Source organism: Cupriavidus pauculus, assembly GCF_022179805.1.
In the GTDB taxonomy this organism is placed as follows: domain Bacteria; phylum Pseudomonadota; class Gammaproteobacteria; order Burkholderiales; family Burkholderiaceae; genus Cupriavidus; species Cupriavidus pauculus_E.
In genome coordinates this window covers 441,351-461,632 of the sequence record NZ_BPUO01000003.1, presented here as the reverse complement: position 1 = coordinate 461,632, position 20,282 = coordinate 441,351, and the positions used below count along the sequence as shown (strand labels likewise).

At 66.7% G+C, this 20,282-nt stretch carries 16 protein-coding genes; 14 read left to right on the top strand and 2 right to left on the bottom strand.

All coding sequences use genetic code 11. The annotated features are described in order from the left end of the window. Nucleotides 1-2 precede the first annotated feature (2 nt). Together cheZ and MFF62_RS08280 are read left to right on the top strand one after the other, a co-directional pair. On the top strand, nt 3-638 hold the full coding sequence (gene cheZ, locus MFF62_RS08285) for a protein phosphatase CheZ (protein WP_238262007.1): 636 nt from the start codon (nt 3-5) through the stop codon (nt 636-638). A gap of 155 nt (nt 639-793) precedes the next feature. Continuing rightward, on the top strand, nt 794-2,146 hold the full coding sequence (locus tag MFF62_RS08280) for a M20/M25/M40 family metallo-hydrolase (RefSeq protein WP_238262005.1): 1,353 nt from the start codon (nt 794-796) through the stop codon (nt 2,144-2,146). Nucleotides 2,147-2,323: 177 nt separating this feature from the next. On the opposite strand, the gene MFF62_RS08275 is transcribed toward MFF62_RS08280, so the two are convergent. Continuing rightward, nucleotides 2,324-3,271 carry an ABC transporter substrate-binding protein gene (locus MFF62_RS08275; RefSeq protein ID WP_238262003.1) on the bottom strand — a complete coding sequence of 316 codons (948 nt, stop codon included), beginning with the start codon at nt 3,269-3,271 and terminating at the stop codon, nt 2,324-2,326. Between the two features lie 277 nt (nt 3,272-3,548). On the opposite strand from MFF62_RS08275, the gene MFF62_RS08270 reads away from it, so the two are divergent. From MFF62_RS08270 to MFF62_RS08245, 6 genes are read left to right on the top strand one after another with little or no spacing between them, the layout of a single operon-like run. Next, nucleotides 3,549-5,534 carry a TonB-dependent receptor plug domain-containing protein gene (locus MFF62_RS08270; protein WP_238262002.1) on the top strand — a complete coding sequence of 662 codons (1,986 nt, stop codon included), beginning with the start codon at nt 3,549-3,551 and terminating at the stop codon, nt 5,532-5,534. 26 nt (nt 5,535-5,560) lie between these two features. Further along, on the top strand, nt 5,561-6,877 hold the full coding sequence (locus MFF62_RS08265) for an HmuY family protein (protein WP_238262000.1): 1,317 nt from the start codon (nt 5,561-5,563) through the stop codon (nt 6,875-6,877). A gap of 19 nt (nt 6,878-6,896) precedes the next feature. Further along, on the top strand, nt 6,897-7,937 hold the full coding sequence (locus tag MFF62_RS08260) for a hemin-degrading factor (protein WP_404990696.1): 1,041 nt from the start codon (nt 6,897-6,899) through the stop codon (nt 7,935-7,937). A gap of 23 nt (nt 7,938-7,960) precedes the next feature. Continuing rightward, entirely contained in the window at nt 7,961-8,800 is an 840-nt protein-coding gene (locus MFF62_RS08255) for a heme/hemin ABC transporter substrate-binding protein (RefSeq protein ID WP_238261997.1), read from the top strand. Then, nucleotides 8,797-9,795 carry a FecCD family ABC transporter permease gene (locus MFF62_RS08250; protein WP_238261995.1) on the top strand — a complete coding sequence of 333 codons (999 nt, stop codon included), beginning with the start codon at nt 8,797-8,799 and terminating at the stop codon, nt 9,793-9,795. The genes MFF62_RS08255 and MFF62_RS08250 overlap by 4 nt, the downstream gene beginning before the upstream one ends. A 1-nt stretch (nt 9,796) precedes the next feature. After that, entirely contained in the window at nt 9,797-10,582 is a 786-nt protein-coding gene (locus MFF62_RS08245) for a heme ABC transporter ATP-binding protein (RefSeq protein ID WP_238261993.1), read from the top strand. Between the two features lie 21 nt (nt 10,583-10,603). Here MFF62_RS08245 and maiA read toward each other — a convergent pair whose 3' ends face one another. Then, complete coding sequence (maiA, locus tag MFF62_RS08240) at nt 10,604-11,242, bottom strand: maleylacetoacetate isomerase (protein ID WP_238261990.1); 639 nt, start codon at nt 11,240-11,242, stop codon at nt 10,604-10,606. 221 nt (nt 11,243-11,463) lie between these two features. Between maiA and MFF62_RS08235 the strand changes: the two genes are divergently transcribed. The 6 genes from MFF62_RS08235 to MFF62_RS08210 all read left to right on the top strand — a co-directional run bounded on the left by MFF62_RS08235 (nt 11,464) and on the right by MFF62_RS08210 (nt 20,201). Next, complete coding sequence (locus MFF62_RS08235) at nt 11,464-12,171, top strand: YceH family protein (protein WP_238261988.1); 708 nt, start codon at nt 11,464-11,466, stop codon at nt 12,169-12,171. A 158-nt stretch (nt 12,172-12,329) separates the two neighbouring features. Beyond that, on the top strand, nt 12,330-13,211 hold the full coding sequence (locus tag MFF62_RS08230) for an oxidoreductase (RefSeq protein WP_238261987.1): 882 nt from the start codon (nt 12,330-12,332) through the stop codon (nt 13,209-13,211). 363 nt (nt 13,212-13,574) lie between these two features. Continuing rightward, nucleotides 13,575-14,720 (top strand): flagellar biosynthesis protein FlhB, encoded by a 1,146-nt coding sequence (flhB, locus tag MFF62_RS08225; RefSeq protein ID WP_238261985.1) that lies wholly within the window; start codon nt 13,575-13,577, stop codon nt 14,718-14,720. Then, entirely contained in the window at nt 14,717-16,804 is a 2,088-nt protein-coding gene (gene flhA, locus MFF62_RS08220) for a flagellar biosynthesis protein FlhA (RefSeq protein WP_238261983.1), read from the top strand. The genes flhB and flhA overlap by 4 nt, the downstream gene beginning before the upstream one ends. 10 nt (nt 16,805-16,814) lie before the next feature. Next, nucleotides 16,815-19,373 carry a flagellar biosynthesis GTPase FlhF gene (gene flhF / locus MFF62_RS08215; RefSeq protein WP_238261981.1) on the top strand — a complete coding sequence of 853 codons (2,559 nt, stop codon included), beginning with the start codon at nt 16,815-16,817 and terminating at the stop codon, nt 19,371-19,373. A gap of 12 nt (nt 19,374-19,385) precedes the next feature. Beyond that, nucleotides 19,386-20,201, top strand: coding sequence for a MinD/ParA family ATP-binding protein (locus tag MFF62_RS08210; protein WP_238262181.1), 816 nt, complete (start codon nt 19,386-19,388; stop codon nt 20,199-20,201). The last annotated feature ends 81 nt before the right edge of the window (nt 20,202-20,282 follow it).

Genomic DNA, 20,282 nt, shown 5'->3' with positions numbered 1-20,282 from the left:
ACATGTCGACGACTCCGACTTTCAGCCAAGAATCGGCCGAGCAGATCATCCATCGCATCGGCAACCTGACGCGAATGCTGCGCGACAACATGCGGGAGCTGGGGCTCGACAAGGAAATCGAGAAGGCCGCCCTGGCCATTCCCGATGCGCGCGACCGGCTCAGCTATATCGCTGCCATGACCGAGCAGGCCGCCGAGCGTACGCTCACCGCCGTCGAGCTGGCACAGCCGCTGCAGGAAGATCTGGAAAGCAAGGCCACCGCGCTGGACAAGCGCTGGGACGAATGGTTTGCGCAACCGGTTGAGCTGGGCAATGCCCGCGAACTGGTGCTGGACACGCGCGAATTCCTGACCGACGTTCCGCAGAAGGCCAAGGCTACCGGCAGCCACCTGCTCGAGATCATGATGGCCCAGGACTTCCAGGACCTGACCGGCCAGGTGATCAAGAAGATGATGGACATGATCCGCACCCTGGAGCAGGAACTGCTGCAGGTGCTGATCGACAACGTGCCCGCCGAACGCCGCGTGGAAGCTCCGCCCACGCTGATGAACGGCCCGCAGATCAACCCCGAAGGCAAGGCCGACGTGGTGTCCGACCAGTCGCAGGTGGACGACCTGCTGGCAAGCCTGGGCTTCTGATCTACGTTTGCTCTCCCGCTGGTTTGCTCCCCTCTCCCATTCATGGGATGGGGGAGCCTTACAGCGACAGGTAGTTCATACCGACGCATGAAAGCGGCTTCGCTGGCACAATCGTGGCCAACCACGGTTTTCCCCACTGCCAGAGGATCGCCCCCATGCATGCTCGCCGTACCGTTGTTGCAGTCGCCGTTGCCGCTATCGTTCCCACATTGGCCGGCATCGCCCATGGTCAGACGCTGACCGTCCCGCAGGTTTCCCCCAACATCGACGCTGCCTACACCAGGCTTGAAGCGGCTCCGGTCTACCAGAAGCTGATGGCCGACGTGCGTGCCGACGACGCCCGCGCGCTGACCGAGCTGAAAACGATGACCGAGATTGCCGCGCCGCCGTTCAAGGAAAAGGCGCGCGCCGAGTATTTCGTGTCGCGTCTCAAGGCGCTGGGGCTCACCGACGCCCATATCGATGCAGAAGGCAACGCCATCGGCATTCGCAAGGGCACCGGCAAGGGGCCGAAGCTGCTGATCTCCGCGCACCTGGATACCGTGTTTCCCGAAGGCACCGACGTCACCGTGAAATCGCGCGACGGCAAGCTCTATGCCCCGGGCATTGGCGACGATACGCGCGGCCTGACCGTGCTGCTGTCCTGGCTCAAGGTGCTCAACGAGAACAAGGTGCGTACCGTTGGCGACCTGGTGTTCGTGGGCAACGTGGGCGAGGAAGAACTGGGCAACCTGCGCGGCATGAAGGCCGTGTTCCGCGACCATGGCGATATCGACGGCATGGTCGGCATCGAACCCGGCACCGGCGAGCGCGTGCTGACGCAGGGCACCGGCAGCCATCGCTATGAAGTCACGTTCAAGGGCCCAGGCGGCCACAGCTTCGGCGCGTTCGGGCTGCCCAGCGCGATCCATGCGATGGGCCGCGCCATTGGCAAGATCGGCGAGGTGCGCACGCCCACGGATCCCAAGACCACGTTCACGGTGGGCACGGTCGGTGGTGGGACGTCGGTGAACGCCATTGCCGGCGATGCCCGCATGGCCATCGACATCCGCTCCAACGGCACGCCGGCGTTGCTGGAAACCGAAAAGCAGATCATGGACGCGATTGCCGCCGGCGTCGCGGATGAAAACGCGCGCTGGAAGCCGGCCAAGGGGCAGGAGATTACCTACCAGGCCCGCATGATCGGCGACCGCCCGGCGGGTATGACGCCAACCGACGCCGTGATCGTGCAGTCGGCCGTACGCGTCATCAAGGCACATGCCAAGGAAGCGCCCACGCTGCGCGGCGGTAGCACCGACGCCAACGTGCCGATGGCGCTGGACATTCCGGCCATCATCATCGGCAGCGGCGGCAAATCAGGCGGATCGCATTCGCGCGACGAGTGGTTCGATCCCACCAACGCGTATGAAGGCGCGCAATGGGGGCTGACGACTGTGCTGGGTCTGGTGGGCGTGGAAGGCGTGGGCGATCCGCTGCTGGCCAAGCGTCCGGCGCAGGCAACGCGCTGAGCGCGGTCTTTCTCCCGCTACTGTCTTTCTCCCCTCTCCCGCATGGCGGGAGAGGGGCCGGGGGTGAGGGCGCGGCAGTTCAAATTGCGATTTGTCGGCAAGCAGAACCGCTTGCCCTCACCCCCAACCCCTCTTCCATTCATGGGAGAGGGGAGCAAAACAATCGGGGGTTCGAACCTAAGCACTCAGCGCAAATCCCCGATCAAACGTACCCGCCACATCCAGCCGTTGCTTCAGCAGCCCGGCCTTCAAATAAAAATCCGCCGTCTGCTGCTGGATGGCCACCAGCTCCGCATCGATGGGCTGCCACTGCGTGCGGCGCCGTTCGAATTGCAGCCGCGCGGCCTCGGGCGGAATGCCGATGATCCGCGCCAGCGTGGCCGAGAATTCGGGCACGTGCTGGTAGGACCAGGCTTGCGCACGCACCACGCGCTGCAGGAAGTCGGCCAGTACGGCACGCTTGCTGGCCAGCGCCGCGTCGGTGGCTGCCAGATAGCTCAGGCCCGACCATAAACCACGCCCACTCACCAGTACTCGCGCATGGCCGCTGGTTTCGGCCATGGCCGTGTAGGGTTCCCACGTCGACCACGCGTCGACCGATCCATTGGTCAGCGCCAGCTTGGCATCGGCGGGCGGCAGTAAGCGGAAGTCGGCGTCCTCGGCCTTCAGGCCCGCCGACGCCAGCGCCTTGAGCGCGACGAAGTGGCCAATCGATCCACGATTGGTGCCAATCCGCTTGCCCTTGAGATCGGCCGCCGTTTTCAGCGGCGAATCGGGACGCACCAGCACGGCCGTGCCGTAGGGGTCCGAGCGGTTGGCGCCGATCAGCCGGATGCGCGTGCCGGCGGCCAGCGCAAAGATGGCCGGCGCATCGCCGATCGGGCCGCTGTCGACGGCGCCCGCGTTGAGCGCCTCGGCCAGCGGGGCGGCGGCGGGAAATTCGGTCCACTGGATGTCATAGGCCAGGCCCTTGAGCGCGTCGGCCGATTCCAGCAGCGCGCGCAGCCCGCCTTTCTGGTCGCCTGCCTTCAACACCGGTCGGGACTGTGCAAAAGGCGCGCCGAATGGCGCCGCCAGGGCGCTGGCGCCCGCCGCCTGCAGGAATGTACGTCGGGTAACGGTCATGTTGCGAAGGAGTCGTTTCAGGGACCCCTGACCGTACGCCGCGTGCGCTGCCGCACAAACGAATGATTTCGTACTTCCTTATGTCTGCTTGTAAAAGCGTCTCAAACATATCTTTTATGACATATTTAGCGGTGTATAAGGCACAAGTAGCCTAAAAACATACAATCATGTCTGTAGTTTGTAACCAAATGTGTGGCGTGTAAGTGGTTGTACATTGCAATACGAATCATTATCATTCGTTCCTTCGTTTTCAATAAAACGCTATTGCGCCCTCGAAATGCGTCTGAAATACCTCGCCGTTGTTGCCGGCACTCTGCTTTCCTCCGCACCCCAGCTCAGGGCGCAGCCGGCTGGCGCATCGGACCCGCTGCCCACGGTGGTGGTGACCGGCACCCGGTCGGAGAAGACGCTGGACGAGACGCCGATCCGCACCGAGGTGGTGGATCGCCAGGAGATCGAACGCACGCATGCCCGCACGCTGAAGGACGCGCTCGAAAACGTGCCCGGCCTGCAGTTGCGCGAGATCCACGGCAAGTCCGGTTACGAGGTGACGCTGCAGGGCATGACCGCCGACCAGGTGCTGATCCTGATCGATGGCCTGCCGATCACCGCCAGCACCGGCTCCACCGTCGACGTGTCGCAGTACCTGCTGACGGAAGTCGATCACGTGGAGGTGGTGAAGGGCGCCAGCTCGGCCCAGTACGGCAGCTCGGCCATGGGCGGGGTGATCAACGTGATCACGCGGCCGATCGCGCGTGGCTTCTCGGGTGCGGTCACGGCCGATGCGGGCACCTACGGCAGCCAGAATGCCGACGGATCGCCCGGCGCGTTGCACGGCAACGTGCGGTTGGAAGGCGGCACCGAGCAGTTCCGCGCCCGCATCAGCGCCGATGCGCTCGACAACAAGGGCTTTGCCGTCCAGCCCGATGGCTGGACGCGCCACGGTGACAAGGTGCGCCGCGAACAATACGCGGGCCGCCTGGAGTGGCTGCCCACCAAGGCGGGCAGCTTCTGGTTCGACGCCAGCGCCTATCGCGAAACCGACGAACAGCGCTACCAGTACTACGCGCCGCCGAACTACATCCCGCAGCGCAAGACCGAGGACATCGACCGCAATCGCTACACCTATGGCGGCCAGTGGCGCTTCGACAATGGCGTGCGGGCCCGGCTGGCCGGCGTGCACGAGACCTACGACAGCACGTCGCGCGAATACTCAAACGGCTTCCAGACCTCGACGCGCAATTCCGCGCAGCAGACCGACCACGTGTCGACGCAGTTCGACATGCCGGCCTGGTACCGGCAGCTCTGGCAGTTCGGTGGCGACTTCCACCGCGAGACGCTGAACCAGAACGTCAACGGCGCCTCGGAACTGGCCGGTACCGGCAGCGCCGAGCGCACCGCCGGCGAGCTGTACCTGCAGAACGACATCATCTTCAACGACATGTGGGAAATGGTCGTTGGCCTGCGCGGGCAGCACGACTCCGATTTCGGCAGCCATTTCGCGCCCAAGGTGGGCGTGCGCGCCAACCTGCTGTCCAACGACACGTGGAAGGGCGTGCTGCGCGCCAACTACGGCCAGGGCTACCGTGTGCCGAACCTGAAGGAGCGGCACTACCTGTTCGACCACAGCTCGCTGGGCTACATCGTGCTGGGCAATCCGAACCTGAAGCCCGAGTCGTCGAACAGCTTCCAGCTTGGCGGCCAACTGAGCTGGCGCGAACGCGTGACGCTCGACGCCAATCTCTTCTACAACCGCGTGACGGATCTGATCCAGACCGACATGACCAACTTCACGATGGTCAATGGCATCTCGGTCTACACGTACAGCAACGTGGCCCGCGCCAAGACGCAGGGCGCCGAGACGTCGCTGCGCTGGCGCGCCACCAACCAGCTCAACCTTACCGCCGCCTACACCTACACGTCCACCGAGGACCTGAACACCGGCAGCGAACTGACCCGACGGCCGCGCCACATGGGCCGCGTCGGCGCCGACTGGCGCGTGCTGCCGTCCACCGAGCTGTCGGCGCGCGCACGGTTCCAGAGCAGCGAGCTGACCGACTCCGCCACCGGCGCGCGTTCGCCTGGCTGGGGCACGCTGGACCTGGTGCTGAACCAGCAGATCGGCCGCAACGTAACCGGATTCCTGGGGGTGAACAACCTGTTCAACCGCCAGCGCGATTTCGCAAATGCCAGTGACTTCGGGCCCGTGGCGGGGCGCTTCATCTATCTGGGCGCACGCGTGAAGTTCGACGTCGCCCGCTAATCAGAAACATACGGGGAAGCCATACCATGAAGGAAACTCTCGCATCCAACCGCGCCGCCTGGCGCGCGCTCGGCGCAGCCGCGCTGGCAGTGGCACTGTCCGCCTGCGGCGGCGGTGGCGACGACTCGACGACCACGCCCACGACCGGCGGCAATACCGGCACCACCACGCCGCCCGCCTCGACGTCGGCTTTCACGCAAACGGCGGCATGGTCGTTCCAGTTGCCCGCAGCCAACGCGTCGGTCTGCTATGACTTCAACGCCAAAGCCCAGGTTGCCTGCACCGGCACCGCGTGGGACCTGAAGGTCAAGACTGGCAGCAACGGCATGAGCGCCTCGCTGTGGACCAACAGCGGCACCAGTGGCACCGGCAACGGCGGCGCGTTCGGCAGCCCGTTCGACCATACCTGGACCGCCCTGTCGGCGTGGAAGAACGCCACCATCGATCCGGTCAACGGCGCACTGCCCGCAACCGTCTTCCTGAAGGACTCGGCCAGCGGCGTGTTCTCGGGCACCAATGACATCGCGTCGGCCGTGTTCGAGTACGGCGTGACCGGCACCACCAGCGACCACTCGCTCTACCCGACCTTCCGCACGTTCCTGGTTACCACCAACAGCACGCTGGCCGATACCACGGGCACGGTGACGAACCCGGTGTTCGCGCTGCAGGTCACGGGCTACTACGGCGGCGCGGGCGGCACCACGTCGGGCTATCCGTCGATCCGCTACATCGACCGCTCCGCACCGGGCGTGGTCAAGACCGCCACGGTCAATGCATCGGGCAACGACTGGGTCTACTACGACCTGGTGGCCAATGCGGTGAGCACGTCCACCGGCACCTGGCACATCGCCTTCAACCGCTACAACATCAAGCTCAATGGCGGTGAATCGGGCTCGGGCACCGTGGCGGGCTTCCTGGCCAAGACGCCGGCCGGCTTCTACGACTCGTCGAACAAGCCCGTGGCATCGAAGTTCACGGACACCAACAACGTCGCGAACACGCTGGCCGACCTGACGGCATCGGATCTGGCACTGCCGGCCAACGTTGCCGCGTGGAAGAAGGACGCCACGGCATCGGTGCTGAACCCGGCCTACACCGGTTCGTATCCGAACCCGATGAGCTTCGGCTGGTACACGTACTACCCGACGGCTGCTGCCGCCTCGGCTAACGGCCTGCCCGCCGTGGCCCACCTGCTTAGCGCCAACAGCGAAGGCGGCGGCCTGATCCGTGGCGGCGAAGGAACGACGTACGCGCGCTTCCACCTGACGAAGATCGTCTACGCCGATCCGAACGTGAACACCAGCGCGCAGACCTGGACCATCAACTTCGACGTCCAGCCCTGATCAGACCTATCTCGTAGACATGGAAATGGAACAGCAACGCATCGACAGCCTCCGCCAACGCCATCAGGCCCTGACCGAGGAACATCCAAAGCTGCGCATCCGCGATCGCGCGCAGCGCCTGGGCGTGACCGAGGCCGAACTGGTGGCGGCGGGCTGCGGCGTCACGTCGCGGCAATTGGGAGGCACGGCGCAGGCGCTGTTCCGTGACCTCGGCACGCTCGGCAGCGTCATGGCGCTGTCGCGCAACGATCACGCCGTGCATGAACGGCACGGTCAGTACCAGGGCATCGAAGCGAATGGCCCGGTTGGCATCGTGCTGGGGCCGGACATCGACCTGCGCATGTTCTTTGGCGGCTGGAAGCACTTCTATGCCGTGACCGAGAACGGCCGCGACAGCCTGCAGTTCTTCGACAAGGCCGGCGAGGCCGTGCACAAGATCTATCGCACGGAACAAACCGACGCCGCCGCGTGGGACGCGTATATCGGCAAGCACGCGGTGCAGGACATCGCACCGGTGCAGGTCGAAGCCTTCGCGCAGACCGAGGAGGCCGACCAGCCTGCCGACGGCGAAGCGCTGCGCGCGCACTGGCGCGGTCTCAAGGACACGCACGACTTCTTCGCGATGCTGCGCCAGTTCAAGGTGTCGCGACTGGGTGCGCTGCGCGCGGCCGGTGCGGACCTGGCGCAGAAGGTGAACAACGTGGCCGTCGAGACCGTTCTGCAACGCGCGGCGGACTCCGGGCTGTCGATCATGTGCTTTGTGGCCAATCGCGGCATCGTGCAGATCCACACCGGTCCCGTGAAGAAGCTGCTGCGCACCGGACCGTGGTTCAACGTGCTCGACGAGACGTTCAACCTGCATCTGAACACCGAGGCAGTGGCGTCGAGCTGGATCGTCAACAAGCCGACCAGCGATGGCTGGGTGACGTCGCTGGAGCTGTACCGCGACAACGGCGAGCTGATCGTCCAGTTCTTTGGCGAGCGCAAGCCTGGCAAGCCGGAACTGGTGGAATGGCGCGACCTGCTGCAGTCGCTGTGCCCCACCGCACTGGCGGCCTGACGCAAGACGCAAGGAGTGTCTTCATGAAACTGTTGCGCGTTGCGCTGTCGGCCGTGCTTTGCGCGGCCGGCATCGCCCACGCCGCGCCGCCGGCCCGCGTGGTCGGGCTCGGTGGCCCGGCCACCGAGATCGTCTATGCGCTCGATGCGGGCAAGAGCATGGTCGGCGTGGATTCGTCCAGCATCTATCCGCCGGCCGCGCTGAAGTTGCCGAAGGTGGGCTACTATCGCGCGTTCTCGGTGGAGGGCGTTGCCAGCCTGAAGCCGGACCTAGTGCTGGCACTCGATCACAGCGGCCCGCCGCAGGCGCTGGAGCAGGTGCGCAAGCTGGGCAGCAAGGTAGTGGTGCTGCCGTCCGAGCCCACGCTGGCCGCACTGGACCAGCGCATCCTTGGTATTGCAGCGGCACTGGAAATGACGGCGCAGGGCCAGGCTTTGGTAGATCGGCTGCACGCCGAACTGCGTGACATCAAGCCGTCGGCGCAACCGGTGCGGGTGCTGATGGTCAGCAGCCATACCGGCAAGATGCAGGCCGTGGGCGAGGATACGGCCGGCGATGCAATGCTCAAGCTCGTAGGCGCGACAAACGTGATGGCGGGGCAGCAGGGCTTCAAGCCGTTTTCGGCGGAAGCGGCCGCCGCGCTGCGGCCTGACGTGATAGTCACCACGTCGATGTCGGTCACGGCCAGCGGTAGCGTCGACGCATTTCTGGCGCAGCCTGGCCTGAGCGCCACGCCGGCGGCGCGCGGCAAGCGCGTCGTGGTGATGGATGACCTGCTGTTGCTGAGCTTTGGCCCGCGTCTGCCCGAGGCATTGCGCCTGCTGCAGAACGGCCTGACCGGACGGCGGGTGGCAACGCGATGATGCAGGGGCAACGCGCGGCCGTGCTGGCCGGCTTGTGCGCCACGCTGGTGTTCACCGCGCTGTGGGCGGCGGCCAGCGGGGCGTTGTCGATTCCGCACGGCAAGCTGTTGCCGTTGTTGTGGTCGACCGGGGCGGAAGGCGAGGACGCGGTCTGGCGCAATGTGCTGATCGAAGTGCGCCTGCCGCGCATCGTGCTGGCTATTACGGTCGGGGCGGCGCTCGCGTTGTCGGGCGCCGTGATGCAGGCGCTGTTCCGCAATCCTCTGGCCGAACCCGGTTTGATCGGCATTTCGTTGGGTGGCGCCGCAGGCGCGGTGGCCGCCATCGTGCTGGGTGCGCAGGGACTGGGCACCATCGCGCCGGCGGCGTTCGTGGGCAGCCTGATTGCCACGGCCTGTGCCTACGGGCTGGGGTCGCGGCGGCCCGGCGTGGCCAACCTGCTGCTGGCCGGCATCGCCATCAATGCGATCTGCGCGGCCATCGTGGGCTTCTTTACCTATCAGGCCAGCGACGTGCAGTTGCGCAACCTGACATTCTGGAACATGGGCAGCCTGGCCGGTGCCACGTGGTCGATGCTGGCGTGGCTGGTGCCGCTGGTGGTGGTGCTGTGCGCGCTGCTGCTGCGCGACTGGCGCGCGATGAATGCGCTGCTGCTGGGCGAACGCGAGGCGCAGCACATCGGCTTCGACCTGAAGCGGTTGCGCCGCCGACTGATCGTGCTATGCGCGCTGTTGGTGGGGCCCGTGGTGGCCATGACCGGCACGATTTCTTTCGTGGGACTCGTGGTGCCGCACCTGGTGCGCATGCCGCTCGGTGCCGATCATCGCTGGCTGCTGCCGAATACACTGGCCGGCGGGGCCATTGCGCTGACGCTGGGCGACTGGCTGGCCCGGACCGTGGTGATTCCGGCGGAACTGCCGATCGGCATTGTCACGAGCCTGGTGGGTGGGCCGTTCCTGCTCTGGATGCTGACTCGCCAGCGCAATGGAAACTGAGATGCTTGTTGCTCGCAACCTTACCTGCAGTCGTGGCCGGCGCCAGGTGCTGTCCGGCATCGATCTGGCGTTGCCGCCCGGCGAAGTGCTGGGCGTGCTGGGTGCCAATGGCGCCGGCAAGAGCACGCTGCTCGGCACGCTGGCCGGCGAGCTCGACTGCGACAACTCGGCGATCACGTTAGGCAACCGTCCGATGCACGACTGGCGCGTCAGCGATCTGGCCCGGCAACGCGCCGTGCTGCCGCAGACGCCCGGCCTCGGGTTCGATCTGGCCGTCACCGAAGTGGTGGCGATGGGCGCCTATCCGTTTCCGGAACTCGGCACCCAGGCGCTGGCATCGCTGGTGACCCGTGGGCTCGAAATCGCCGATGTGGCGCACCTGGCCGCGCGCTCGTACCAGGGGCTATCGGGCGGCGAGCAGCAACGCGTGCAGTTTGCGCGCGCGCTGGTGCAGGTGCTGGCATGCCGCACGGCAGACAGCTACCGTGTGCTACTGCTGGACGAACCGATCTCCAGCCTGGACCCGCGCCACCAGTTGCTGCTGTTGGGCGCGGTGCGCACGCTGTGCCGTACCGACCGTCTGGCGGTGCTGGTGGTGTTGCACGACGTGAATCTGGCCGCGCGCTGGTGCGACCGCCTGCTGCTGCTGGCCGACGGCCGCACGGTGGCGCTGGGCAGCCCAGTTGACGTTCTGACGCCGTCGAACCTGGCCACCGTGTACGGCATGCCCGCCGCTGTGCTGCCGTCGCCGGTCCACCCCGGCGTGCCGCTGGTGGTGTTCGACTGAACGCCGCGGCTGCCGCGCGCGTTACGTGCGCGGCGCCGGCGCGTTCTGGGCGAATGCCGGAATGTCCTGCAGTTGCGCGACGATGCTGGCGATGGTCGGCCAGCGCTGTGGCACGTCGAATCCCATGCGGGCCGCACTGATGGCCTGCGGAAACAGGTAGATATCGCCCACGCTCGGCGTATTGCCCACCACATACGTGCCGGTGCGGCGCGCGGCCAGGCGATCTTCCACGGCCCCGAGCCCCACATCGACCCAATGGCGGACCCACGACGTGACGCCGTCCGCGTCCATACCCGGAATCAGCGATAGTCGCGCCGCCACGCGCGGCGGCAGCAGCGCGTGGATCTCGCTGGCGATGGATAGCGCGATGGCGCGCGAGAACGCCCGGTCCTCGGGATCGGCAGGCAACAGCGGCGGCGTGCGGAAGCGTTCGTCCAGGTATTCGATGATGGCCAGCGACTGCGTGATCAGTTCGCCGGTATCGGTTTCCAGCGCCGGCACCAGGCCCTGCGGGTTGATTGCGCGGTAGGCGGGCTGGCGTGACTCGGCGGCCTCGCCGAAGATCGTCACGGGGTGGATGTCCACCGCCAGTCCCTTGATGGCCAGCGCGATGCGCACGCGCGATGTGGCCGACGAAACCTCGTTGGCATACAGCTTCATGATGATCCTCCTGGGTGCCGGGGTGCAGGCATTGCGATGGCGCCAGCTTCCATCGCACGCGTATCGGCCTTGTGTCGCGGGGCGCCCCGACGGGTATTCGACTGTCTCCGCGCGTCGGCGCGATACATTGCGACACAATTGGCTGACGCCGCAGTTGCATCGCCACCGCCGTTGCGCTTCAATGGGCGCCTCCCAAGCCAGCCGAGCCGCCGATGTCATCCATGGACCAAACCCCCGCTACCCCTTCGCGTCCCACCTTGCGCACGCTCACGCCGATCGAGGCGCGCGTGGTGGCCGTGCTGCTGGAAAAGCAGTTCACGGTGCCGGACACTTATCCGCTGTCGCTCAACGCGCTGGCGTCCGGATGCAACCAGAAGACCGCCCGCTCGCCGGTGATGAGCGTGACCGAGGACGAGATCCTGACCGCCATCGACGGCCTGAAGTCGGTCAGCCTGGTGTTCGAGGGCAGCAGCAGCCGCGTGCCGCGCTTCGAGCAGAACCTGGCCAAGGTGCTGGCGGTGCCCAGCCAGTCGGCCGCGCTGCTGTCCACGCTGATGCTGCGCGGCCCGCAGACGGCCGCCGAATTGCGCCTGAACGCCGCGCGCCTGCATGCGTTTGCCGATATCTCGTCGGTCGAGGCGTTCCTGGACGAACTGGTCGAGCGCACGCCGGCGCTGGTGGTCAAGCTGCCGCGTGCGCCCGGTGAGCGCGAGCACCGCTGGATGCACCTGCTGTGCGGCGAGGTCAGCGTGGCGGATTTCGCGCCGGCGGCCCGTGGCAGCGTCGAGACCTCGGCATCGCCGGGCGAGTTCGAGGCGCTGCGCATCAGCCATCGCGAACTGGAAGAAAAGGTGGCGCGGCTGCAGGCGCTGGTGGTGGAGATGGCCGGGCAACTGGGCATCGAGATCGAGCCTGATCGGCTGGGATAAATTGATTCACAACCAATGGTTGGTATTGGATCAATCAACATCACCATTGTTTGTGAACGACTGGCTGCCTACCATGGGTCTCAACGGCGCCGATGCCAAGCCCAACAAGGCAAAACGGCTCCGGAACGCTAACCCGAGACAATATCCAGGAGTCAGTCATGTCCCAGTCCATCAAGTCCAATCAATCCAACGAGCGCCAAGGCAAGGTTTGGTTTGTTACCGGCGCGTCGCGCGGTTTCGGTACGTTGATCGTGAAGGCAGCACTGCAGCGCGGTGACCGCGTGATCGCCACGGCACGTAATCCGCAACAGGTCATCGAGGCGTTCGGCGAGCAGCCGAACCTGCTGGCCGTGAAGGTCGACGTGACCCGCGAGGAAGACGCCGTCGAGGCGGTGCGTCAGGGTGTGGAGCGGTTTGGCCGCATCGACGTGCTCGTCAACAACGCCGGCTTCGGCATCCTTGGCGCCGTCGAGGAAACCGCCGTAGCCGAAGCAAAGGCTAACTTCGACACCAATGTGTTTGGCCTGCTGGCGGTGTCCCGCGCGGTGTTGCCGCAGATGCGCAAGCAGCGCAGCGGCCATGTGATCAACATCTCGTCGCTGGGCGGCTACTCGGCGTACTACGGCTGGGGCGTCTACGGGGCGTCGAAGTTCGCGGTGGAAGGACTGACCGAAGCCATGTCGCAGGAACTGGCGCCGCTGGGCATCCACGTCACGGTCGTCGAGCCAGGCTTCTTCCGCACGGACTTCCTGAACGACAACTCGCTGGTCTCGACGAAGTCGATCATCGACGACTACGCCGAGACGGTGGGCCAGATGCGCGTGTTCGCCAAGGGCGCCAACCACGCCCAGCCCGGCGATCCCCGCAAGCTGGCCGGCGCCATCCTGCGTCTGGCCGACAGCCCCAAGCCGCCAGTACGCCTGCCGCTGGGCTCGGACGCCGTGGCGCGTATCGAGACCAAGCACCGCGCTGTGGAGGCTGAACTGGTTGCCTGGCGGGAACTGGCGATGTCGACGGATCATGAGGAGGTGGTGGGCTGAAGCTTGCCCGACTGCTCCTGGTTTGCTCTCTCTCGCCCTGCTTACTTTCTCTCCCGCCCTGGTTGGCTCCCCTCTCCCGCAAGGCGGGAGAGGGGAGCCAACCACCAGATGGCAAGCTCCACTGGAATCCACGCCCCAAACGTGACATCATGCCGTCCGATCGCGGCCGAACCGGGCCAGATCGGCACAATTTGGCGATCCGCCCCTAAAGATCGCCAGCCCCCGGGCCGTTATTCCCGCTGCCCCCTTCATTCCTGAAACAGGCACCTGTTTCCCCGCCTTTTCCTCCCAATGCCCTGACGCCCGGGATTTGATAATCCTCGGTGACGAAGTGCCGCCCGCGCGCTTTGCAATGGAGCATTCATGTCCGAGGAAAGCGATCTCGAGAAAACCGAACCCGCCTCACCCCGACGCGTTGAAAAGGCGCGCGAGGAGGGGCAGGTGGTGCGTTCGCGCGAGCTTGGCACGTTCGTGATGCTCATGACGGGCGTGTTCGGCCTGTGGTTCATGGGCGGCGCGCTGGGTCGCAAGCTGAACGCGGTCATGCAGACGTCGCTGTCGTTCGAGCGGGCTACGGCCTTCGATACCAATCGCATGTTGTCGCAGTTCGGCATGGCCATCTGGGACAGCCTGCTGGCGTTTGCCCCGCTGCTGCTGATGTTCGGCGTGGCGGCGCTGGTGGCGCCGCTGGCACTGGGCGGCTGGAATTTCTCGACCAAGGGGTTCTCGCCCGATTTCTCGCGGCTGTCGCCGGTGCAGGGTCTGGGCCGCATGTTCTCGTCGCACTCGGTGGTGGAGCTGATCAAGGCCATCGCCAAGTCGCTGCTGGTGGGCGGCGTGGGCGCCTGGATGGTCTGGCGCGAATTGCCCGAGGCCATCGCGCTGATGAACGCGCCGGTTCACGAGGCCCTGCTGCACATGATGGACATGGTCCTGTACGTGTGCGGCATGGTGGCCGGGTCGCTGCTGCTGGTGGCGGCCATCGACGCGCCGTGGCAGCTGTACACGTTCTACAAGAAGCTCCGCATGACCAAGGAAGAGGTCAAGCAGGAGATGAAGGAAACCGATGGCGATCCGCACATCAAGGCCCGTATCCGCCAGCAGCAGCGGGCCATCGCGCGGCGCCGCATGATGTCCGAAGTGCCCAAGGCAGACGTGGTGGTGACCAACCCCACCCACTTTGCCGTGGCACTGCGCTACGACGAAGGTGCGCGCTGGAATGCGCCGCGCGTGGTGGCCAAGGGCGCCGATGACGTGGCCGCTCGCATCCGCGAACTGGCACAAGAACATCGCGTGCCGGTGTTGTCCGCCCCGCCGCTGGCGCGGGCGCTGCACCGTCACGTGGAACTGGGACACGAGATCCCGGCGGGACTGTATACCGCCGTGGCCGAGATCCTGGCCTGGGTTTATCAATTGAAGAACTGGCACTACAGCTACGGTCCGCAGCCCGATTCGCCGACCGAACTGCTGGTGCCGGATGATCTTGCCGTACCGGAAAGCCGCGCATGAACGCCCTGACCAACCTATTCAACATGCCCGCATTGCGGGGTGGCGCCCAGATGAAGGCGCTGGCTGGCCCGCTGCTGATCGTCATGATCCTCGGCATGATGATCCTGCCGCTGCCGGCGTTCATCCTGGACCTGCTGTTCACGTTCAACATCGCGCTGTCCATCATGGTGCTGCTGGTGGGCATGTACACCCAGCGCCCGCTGGACTTTGCCGCGTTCCCGGCCGTGCTGCTGTTCTCCACGCTGCTGCGCCTGTCGCTGAACGTGGCATCCACCCGTGTGGTGCTGCTCGAAGGCCATACCGGCCCCGACGCGGCGGGCAAGGTGATCGAGGCGTTCGGCCACTTCCTGGTGGGCGGCAACTTCGCGGTGGGTATCGTGGTGTTCGCGATCCTGGTCGTGATTAACTTCATGGTGATCACCAAGGGTGCGGGCCGTATCGCCGAAGTTGGCGCGCGCTTCATGCTGGACGCAATGCCCGGCAAGCAGATGGCCATCGATGCCGACCTGAACGCCGGCCTGATCAACGAAGACGGCGCCCGCAAGCGCCGCGCCGAGGTGTCGCAGGAGTCCGACTTCTACGGTGCGATGGACGGTGCGTCGAAGTTCGTGCGCGGCGACGCCATCGCCGGCCTGCTGATCATGTTCATCAACGTCGCCGCAGGCATGGTGGTGGGCATGGTGCAGCATGACCTGGACTTCGGCACCGCCGTACACAACTACACGCTGCTGACGATCGGTGACGGCCTGGTGGCCCAGATCCCGGCGCTGGTGATCTCCACGGCGGCCGGTGTGATCGTGTCGCGCGTGTCGAACGAGCAGGACGTTGGCCAGCAGCTGACCGGCCAGCTCTTCTCGGACCCGCGCGTGATGTTCATCACGGCCGGCATCATCGGCACGATGGGCCTGATCCCGGGCATGCCGCACTTCGCCTTCCTGGTACTGGCCGGCGCGCTGGCCTGGTTCGGCCGCTACCGCATGCGCCGCGCAGCCACCGCCAGCGAGACCAAGGCCGCCGAAGAACGCTCGCCGGCCGTGCAGGCCGAAGTGGCTGAAGCCACGTGGGAAGACGTCACGATGGTGGACCCGCTGGGCATGGAAGTGGGCTACCGCCTGATTACGCTGGTGGACCGCGCGCAGAACGGCGAACTGCTGGGCCGCATCAAAAGCATCCGCAAGAAGATCGCCCAGGACATCGGATTCCTGGTGCCCGTGGTGCATATCCGCGACAACCTGGAACTGAAGCCCAACGCATACCGCATCACGCTCAAGGGCGTGGAAGTCGGCAGCGGCGAAGCCAACCCGGGCCAGTGGATGGCCATCAACCCGGGCCAGGTCACGGGCACGCTGCCCGGCGCGGCCACGCGCGATCCGGCCTTCGGCCTGGCCGCCGTGTGGATCGACGCCGCGCTCAAGGAACAGGCCCAGGCCTACGGCTACACGGTGGTGGATGCCAGCACCGTGGTGGCCACGCACCTGAACCACCTGATCCAGATGCACGCATCGGAACTGCTGGGCCGCCAGGAAGTGCAGGCGCTGCTGGACCGCATCGCCAAGGAAGCCCCGAAGCTGACCGAGGACCTGGTGCCGAAGACGATCTCGCTGACCGGCCTGCAGAAGCTGCTGCAGAACCTGCTGGACGAAGGCGTGGCGATTCGCGACATGCGCACGGTGCTGGACGTGGTGGCCGACAACGCGCCGAAGATCAACGATCCGGCCGAGCTGACCACGCTGGTGCGCGTGGCACTGGGCCGCGCCATCACGCAGCAGCTGTTCCCGAACAACGCAGACATGCAGGTGATTGGCCTGGACGCCGGCCTGGAGCGCGTGCTGACGCAGGCGCTGGCCAACGGCGGCGGTATCGAGCCGGGCCTGGCCGATGCGCTGCTGCAGCAGGCGCAGGGCGCCGTGATGCGCCAGGAGCAGATGGGCCTGGACCCGGTGCTGCTGGTGCCGCCGCCGCTGCGGCCGCTGATGGCGCGCTTCCTGCGCCGCACGCTGCCGCAACTGAAGGTGCTGTCGCACGCTGAAGTACCGGACAACCGCAATATTCGCATCACCGCCATGATCGGCGGCGCAGCCTGAGGACTGAACAATGAGCGTGGCAAAGTTTGTAGCGGCCAACGGCCGCGAAGCGATGCGCAAGGTGCGTGAGGCCATGGGCCCCGACGCCGTGGTGCTCTCGAACCGCAGCATCGAAGGCGGCGTGGAAATCGTGGCGATGCGCGACACCGACCTGGGCGCCGTGAGCGCCGGCGCGCAACTGTACGAGACGCCCGCCATGCCGCTGTCGGCACCGATGCCGATGCTGCAGTCGCTGCACGACCTGTATCCGGCCATGCCTGCCACGTCGGTGGCCTCCGATGCCTACGCCTCGATCGCCGCCATGCCGACCACGCCCATGATGCCGGCAATGCCTGCCATGCACGCACCGCAAGGCGAGGCCGGACTGGGCGACCTGCGCGGCGAGCTGGCGTCGATGCGCTCGATGCTGGAGCGCCAGTTCGCGGGCCTGTCCAACGGCGCCAACGGTGTGGCCGCTGGCGACCCGCTGCGTGAATCGCTGTTCGAGTGGATGGTCAACGCGGGCTTCTCGGGCCAGTTGTCGCGCACGCTGCTGGCGCGCCTGCCTGTCGGCACCGACCGTCCGGCCGCCATGGCCTGGATCCGCCAGGAGCTGGCCCAGAAGGTGCCGGTGCTGGCCGATGAGGACACGCTGTTCGCCCAGGGTGGCGTCCTGGCCCTGATCGGCCCGACCGGTGTGGGCAAGACCACCACCACGGCCAAGCTGGCCGCACGCTTCGTGCTGCGCAATGGCCCGCAAAGCTTGGCGTTGCTGACGACCGACCGTTTCCGGATCGGTGCGCATGAACAACTGCGCATCTATGGCGACATTCTCGGCGTGCCCGTGCACGCGGTGAAGGACGCCGCCGACCTGCGCTTTGCGCTGTCGGCCATGAAGGACAAGCACCTCGTGATCATCGACACGGTGGGCATGAGCCAGCGCGACCGCAGCCTGTCCGACCAGATTTCGATGCTGGCCGGCGTGCAGGCCCCGATGCAGCGCGTGCTGGTGCTCAACGGCGCCGCGCACGGCGATACGCTCAATGAAGTGGTGCACGCCTATCGCAACGACGCCGCCGGCGCTGCGGGTGGAATTGACGGCTGCATCATCAGCAAGCTCGACGAAGCCACCCACCTGGGTTCGGTGCTCGACGTGGTGATCCGCCACCGCCTGCCGGTGTTCTATGCATCCACCGGTCAGCGCGTTCCCGAACACCTGGAACTGGCGCAGGCCAGCGCCCTGGTGGAGCGCGCGTTCCTGACGCCGCGCCGTGGTTCGCTGTTCAATGACGCCGACGTGGCGCGCCGCCAGGCCAGTACGGCCGAGGCCGCCGCACCGCGCCAGGCCGAACGCAGCGGTGCGGACGACATGCTGCGCTCGCTGACCGATAGCGCCAACGCCGTGGGTCTGTGCGTGGAAGAACTGAACGCCGCCCAGTATGGCTTCGATGTGGCGCGCCAGCTCTGGCAGCACCGCGCTGCCGGTGTCTCGGCGCTGCGCCCGGTGGTGCAGCAGGTTCGCCTGGCCCTGTGCCGCGACGCCAGCCGCGCCTGCGACCGCTACGTACTGGCCGTCACGCAGAACGTGGCGCAGACCGTGCAGGGCCGCCGTGCGCCGCAGATGATGCAGCACACGCTGTGGCTGGCCGACCGCGACGGCATGCCGCTGGCCAGCACGGTGGTCACGGCCGGCCGTGCGCGCCAGTCACTGGCTGAAGCCGAGGCCGACGCCGAAGCCGCCACGGTACGCACCACACTGGCCGCGGCCCGCACCGTAGTCAACCTGAACAGCTCGCTGCCGACCACGGCCACGCTGGCCCGCTGGCAACAGCAGGGCGAGCGCTGGATCGCCGGCACCCGCAAGACCACGCGTGTGATCGCCGACGGCCTGGCCAACAAGCTCGATGCCGTAGCCGACACGCTGACGTTCCACGCGGTGGGCGACGTGACCTGCCGCGACCGCGCCGCCGCACACTGGCTCGCGCATTGCCTGGTCCGCATTCCCGAAGGCCAGGTGCGTACCGCCGCGCGTGGCCGTGGCAACGCCGCCGAAGCCGGCATCGAAGCGTGCCTGGTGGTGTCGCGCATGATCGATCACGAAACCGGCGACACGCTGTCGGTGGAATACATGCTGTGCGATCCGGCACTGGCCGATGACGCCGCACAGGTGGTCCGCTGGTCGCAGTGGACGCTGGCGGCCGAGGAACAGTTCCGCACGCTGCGCCACGCGATGGAGCATTTCGCCCAGGCCGGCGATGCCGACGCGTCGGATTGCACCGCCATGGTGTCGCAGCAACTGGGCTTGACCGCGCTGCGCCTGCAACACACGCCCACGCCGACCGCGCCGGCCTTCCTGTCGCGCCTGGCCGGCCGTGCCTCGGCACGCGTGAACGCGCCCGTGGCTGGCGCCGTGCTCAACGAGGGCATCGGCCGTCTGCTGGCGCTGCTCGACGTGCTGGAAAACTATCCGGGCCGTGGCATGCCGCTGGCACCCGCGACGATGGAAACCGCTTCCGAGCCGGCCGCGTCCGCGATGCACGCGATGGCCGCCATGGACGCCATGCCGCAACTCGCGGCCGCCGGGGAGTAAGCCTTGAACATGATGGGCTCCGATCAGGCCGAAAGCCTGCGCCGCCTGCTGGCACCACGCATCACGCGACGTATCGCGGTGGTGGGTGCGGAGCAGGGCGTCGGCACCACCACGGTGGCGCTGGGCCTGGCCAATGCCCTGGCGATGCAGGGCGAGCGCGTGGTGCTCGTGGACGAGGACTTCTACGGTGCGCGCGCCATGCGGCTCTCCGGTGCCGCGCCCGTCGCCACGCTGGCCGATGTGCTGGATGGCCGCGTGCCGCTGGCCACGGCGGCCGGCACGCGCGCCGCCAGCGGCATCGTGGCGATGCAGGCCGGGCAGATGCCTGCCGGCGTGCGTCCCGACGAGCGCGTCCTGTCGGCGCGCCTGCCCGACGTGCGCTCGATGCTGGTGGACACGCGCCGCGACATCACGGGCGCGTTGTCGCCGCTGGCCGGCATGTCGCACAACTTCGTGATCGTCATGCGCCCCGAGGCCACGTCGATTACCGCCGCGTATGCGTGCATCAAGCGGCTGCATCACGAATACGCATGCCGTCACTTCCAGCTGGTCGTCAACATGGCGGCCGCGGAGGGGACGGTCATGGCCCTCGCGCGCAACCTGGCCCGCACCGCGAGCCAGTACCTGGGCGTGGAGGCCAGCCTGGCAGGGTACCTGCCGATGGATCCGCTGGTGGCGCGTGCGCTCCAGCTTGGGCGGTGTGTGGTGGAGGCGTACCCCGCCGCCGCGGCCACCGGTGCATTGCGGCAGATCGCCGGCAGTATCGGTGGATGGCCGCTGCGCCACGAAGCATCGCCCACGGCAACGGCCCCGGCCGTTGCCGCATGACGCAAGAACAAGAAGTCCCGACAAGACCGGAAACACTCAGCCTGCCAGTTGCCGATATTTCAGCCTCTCCGGCGCTGGCGC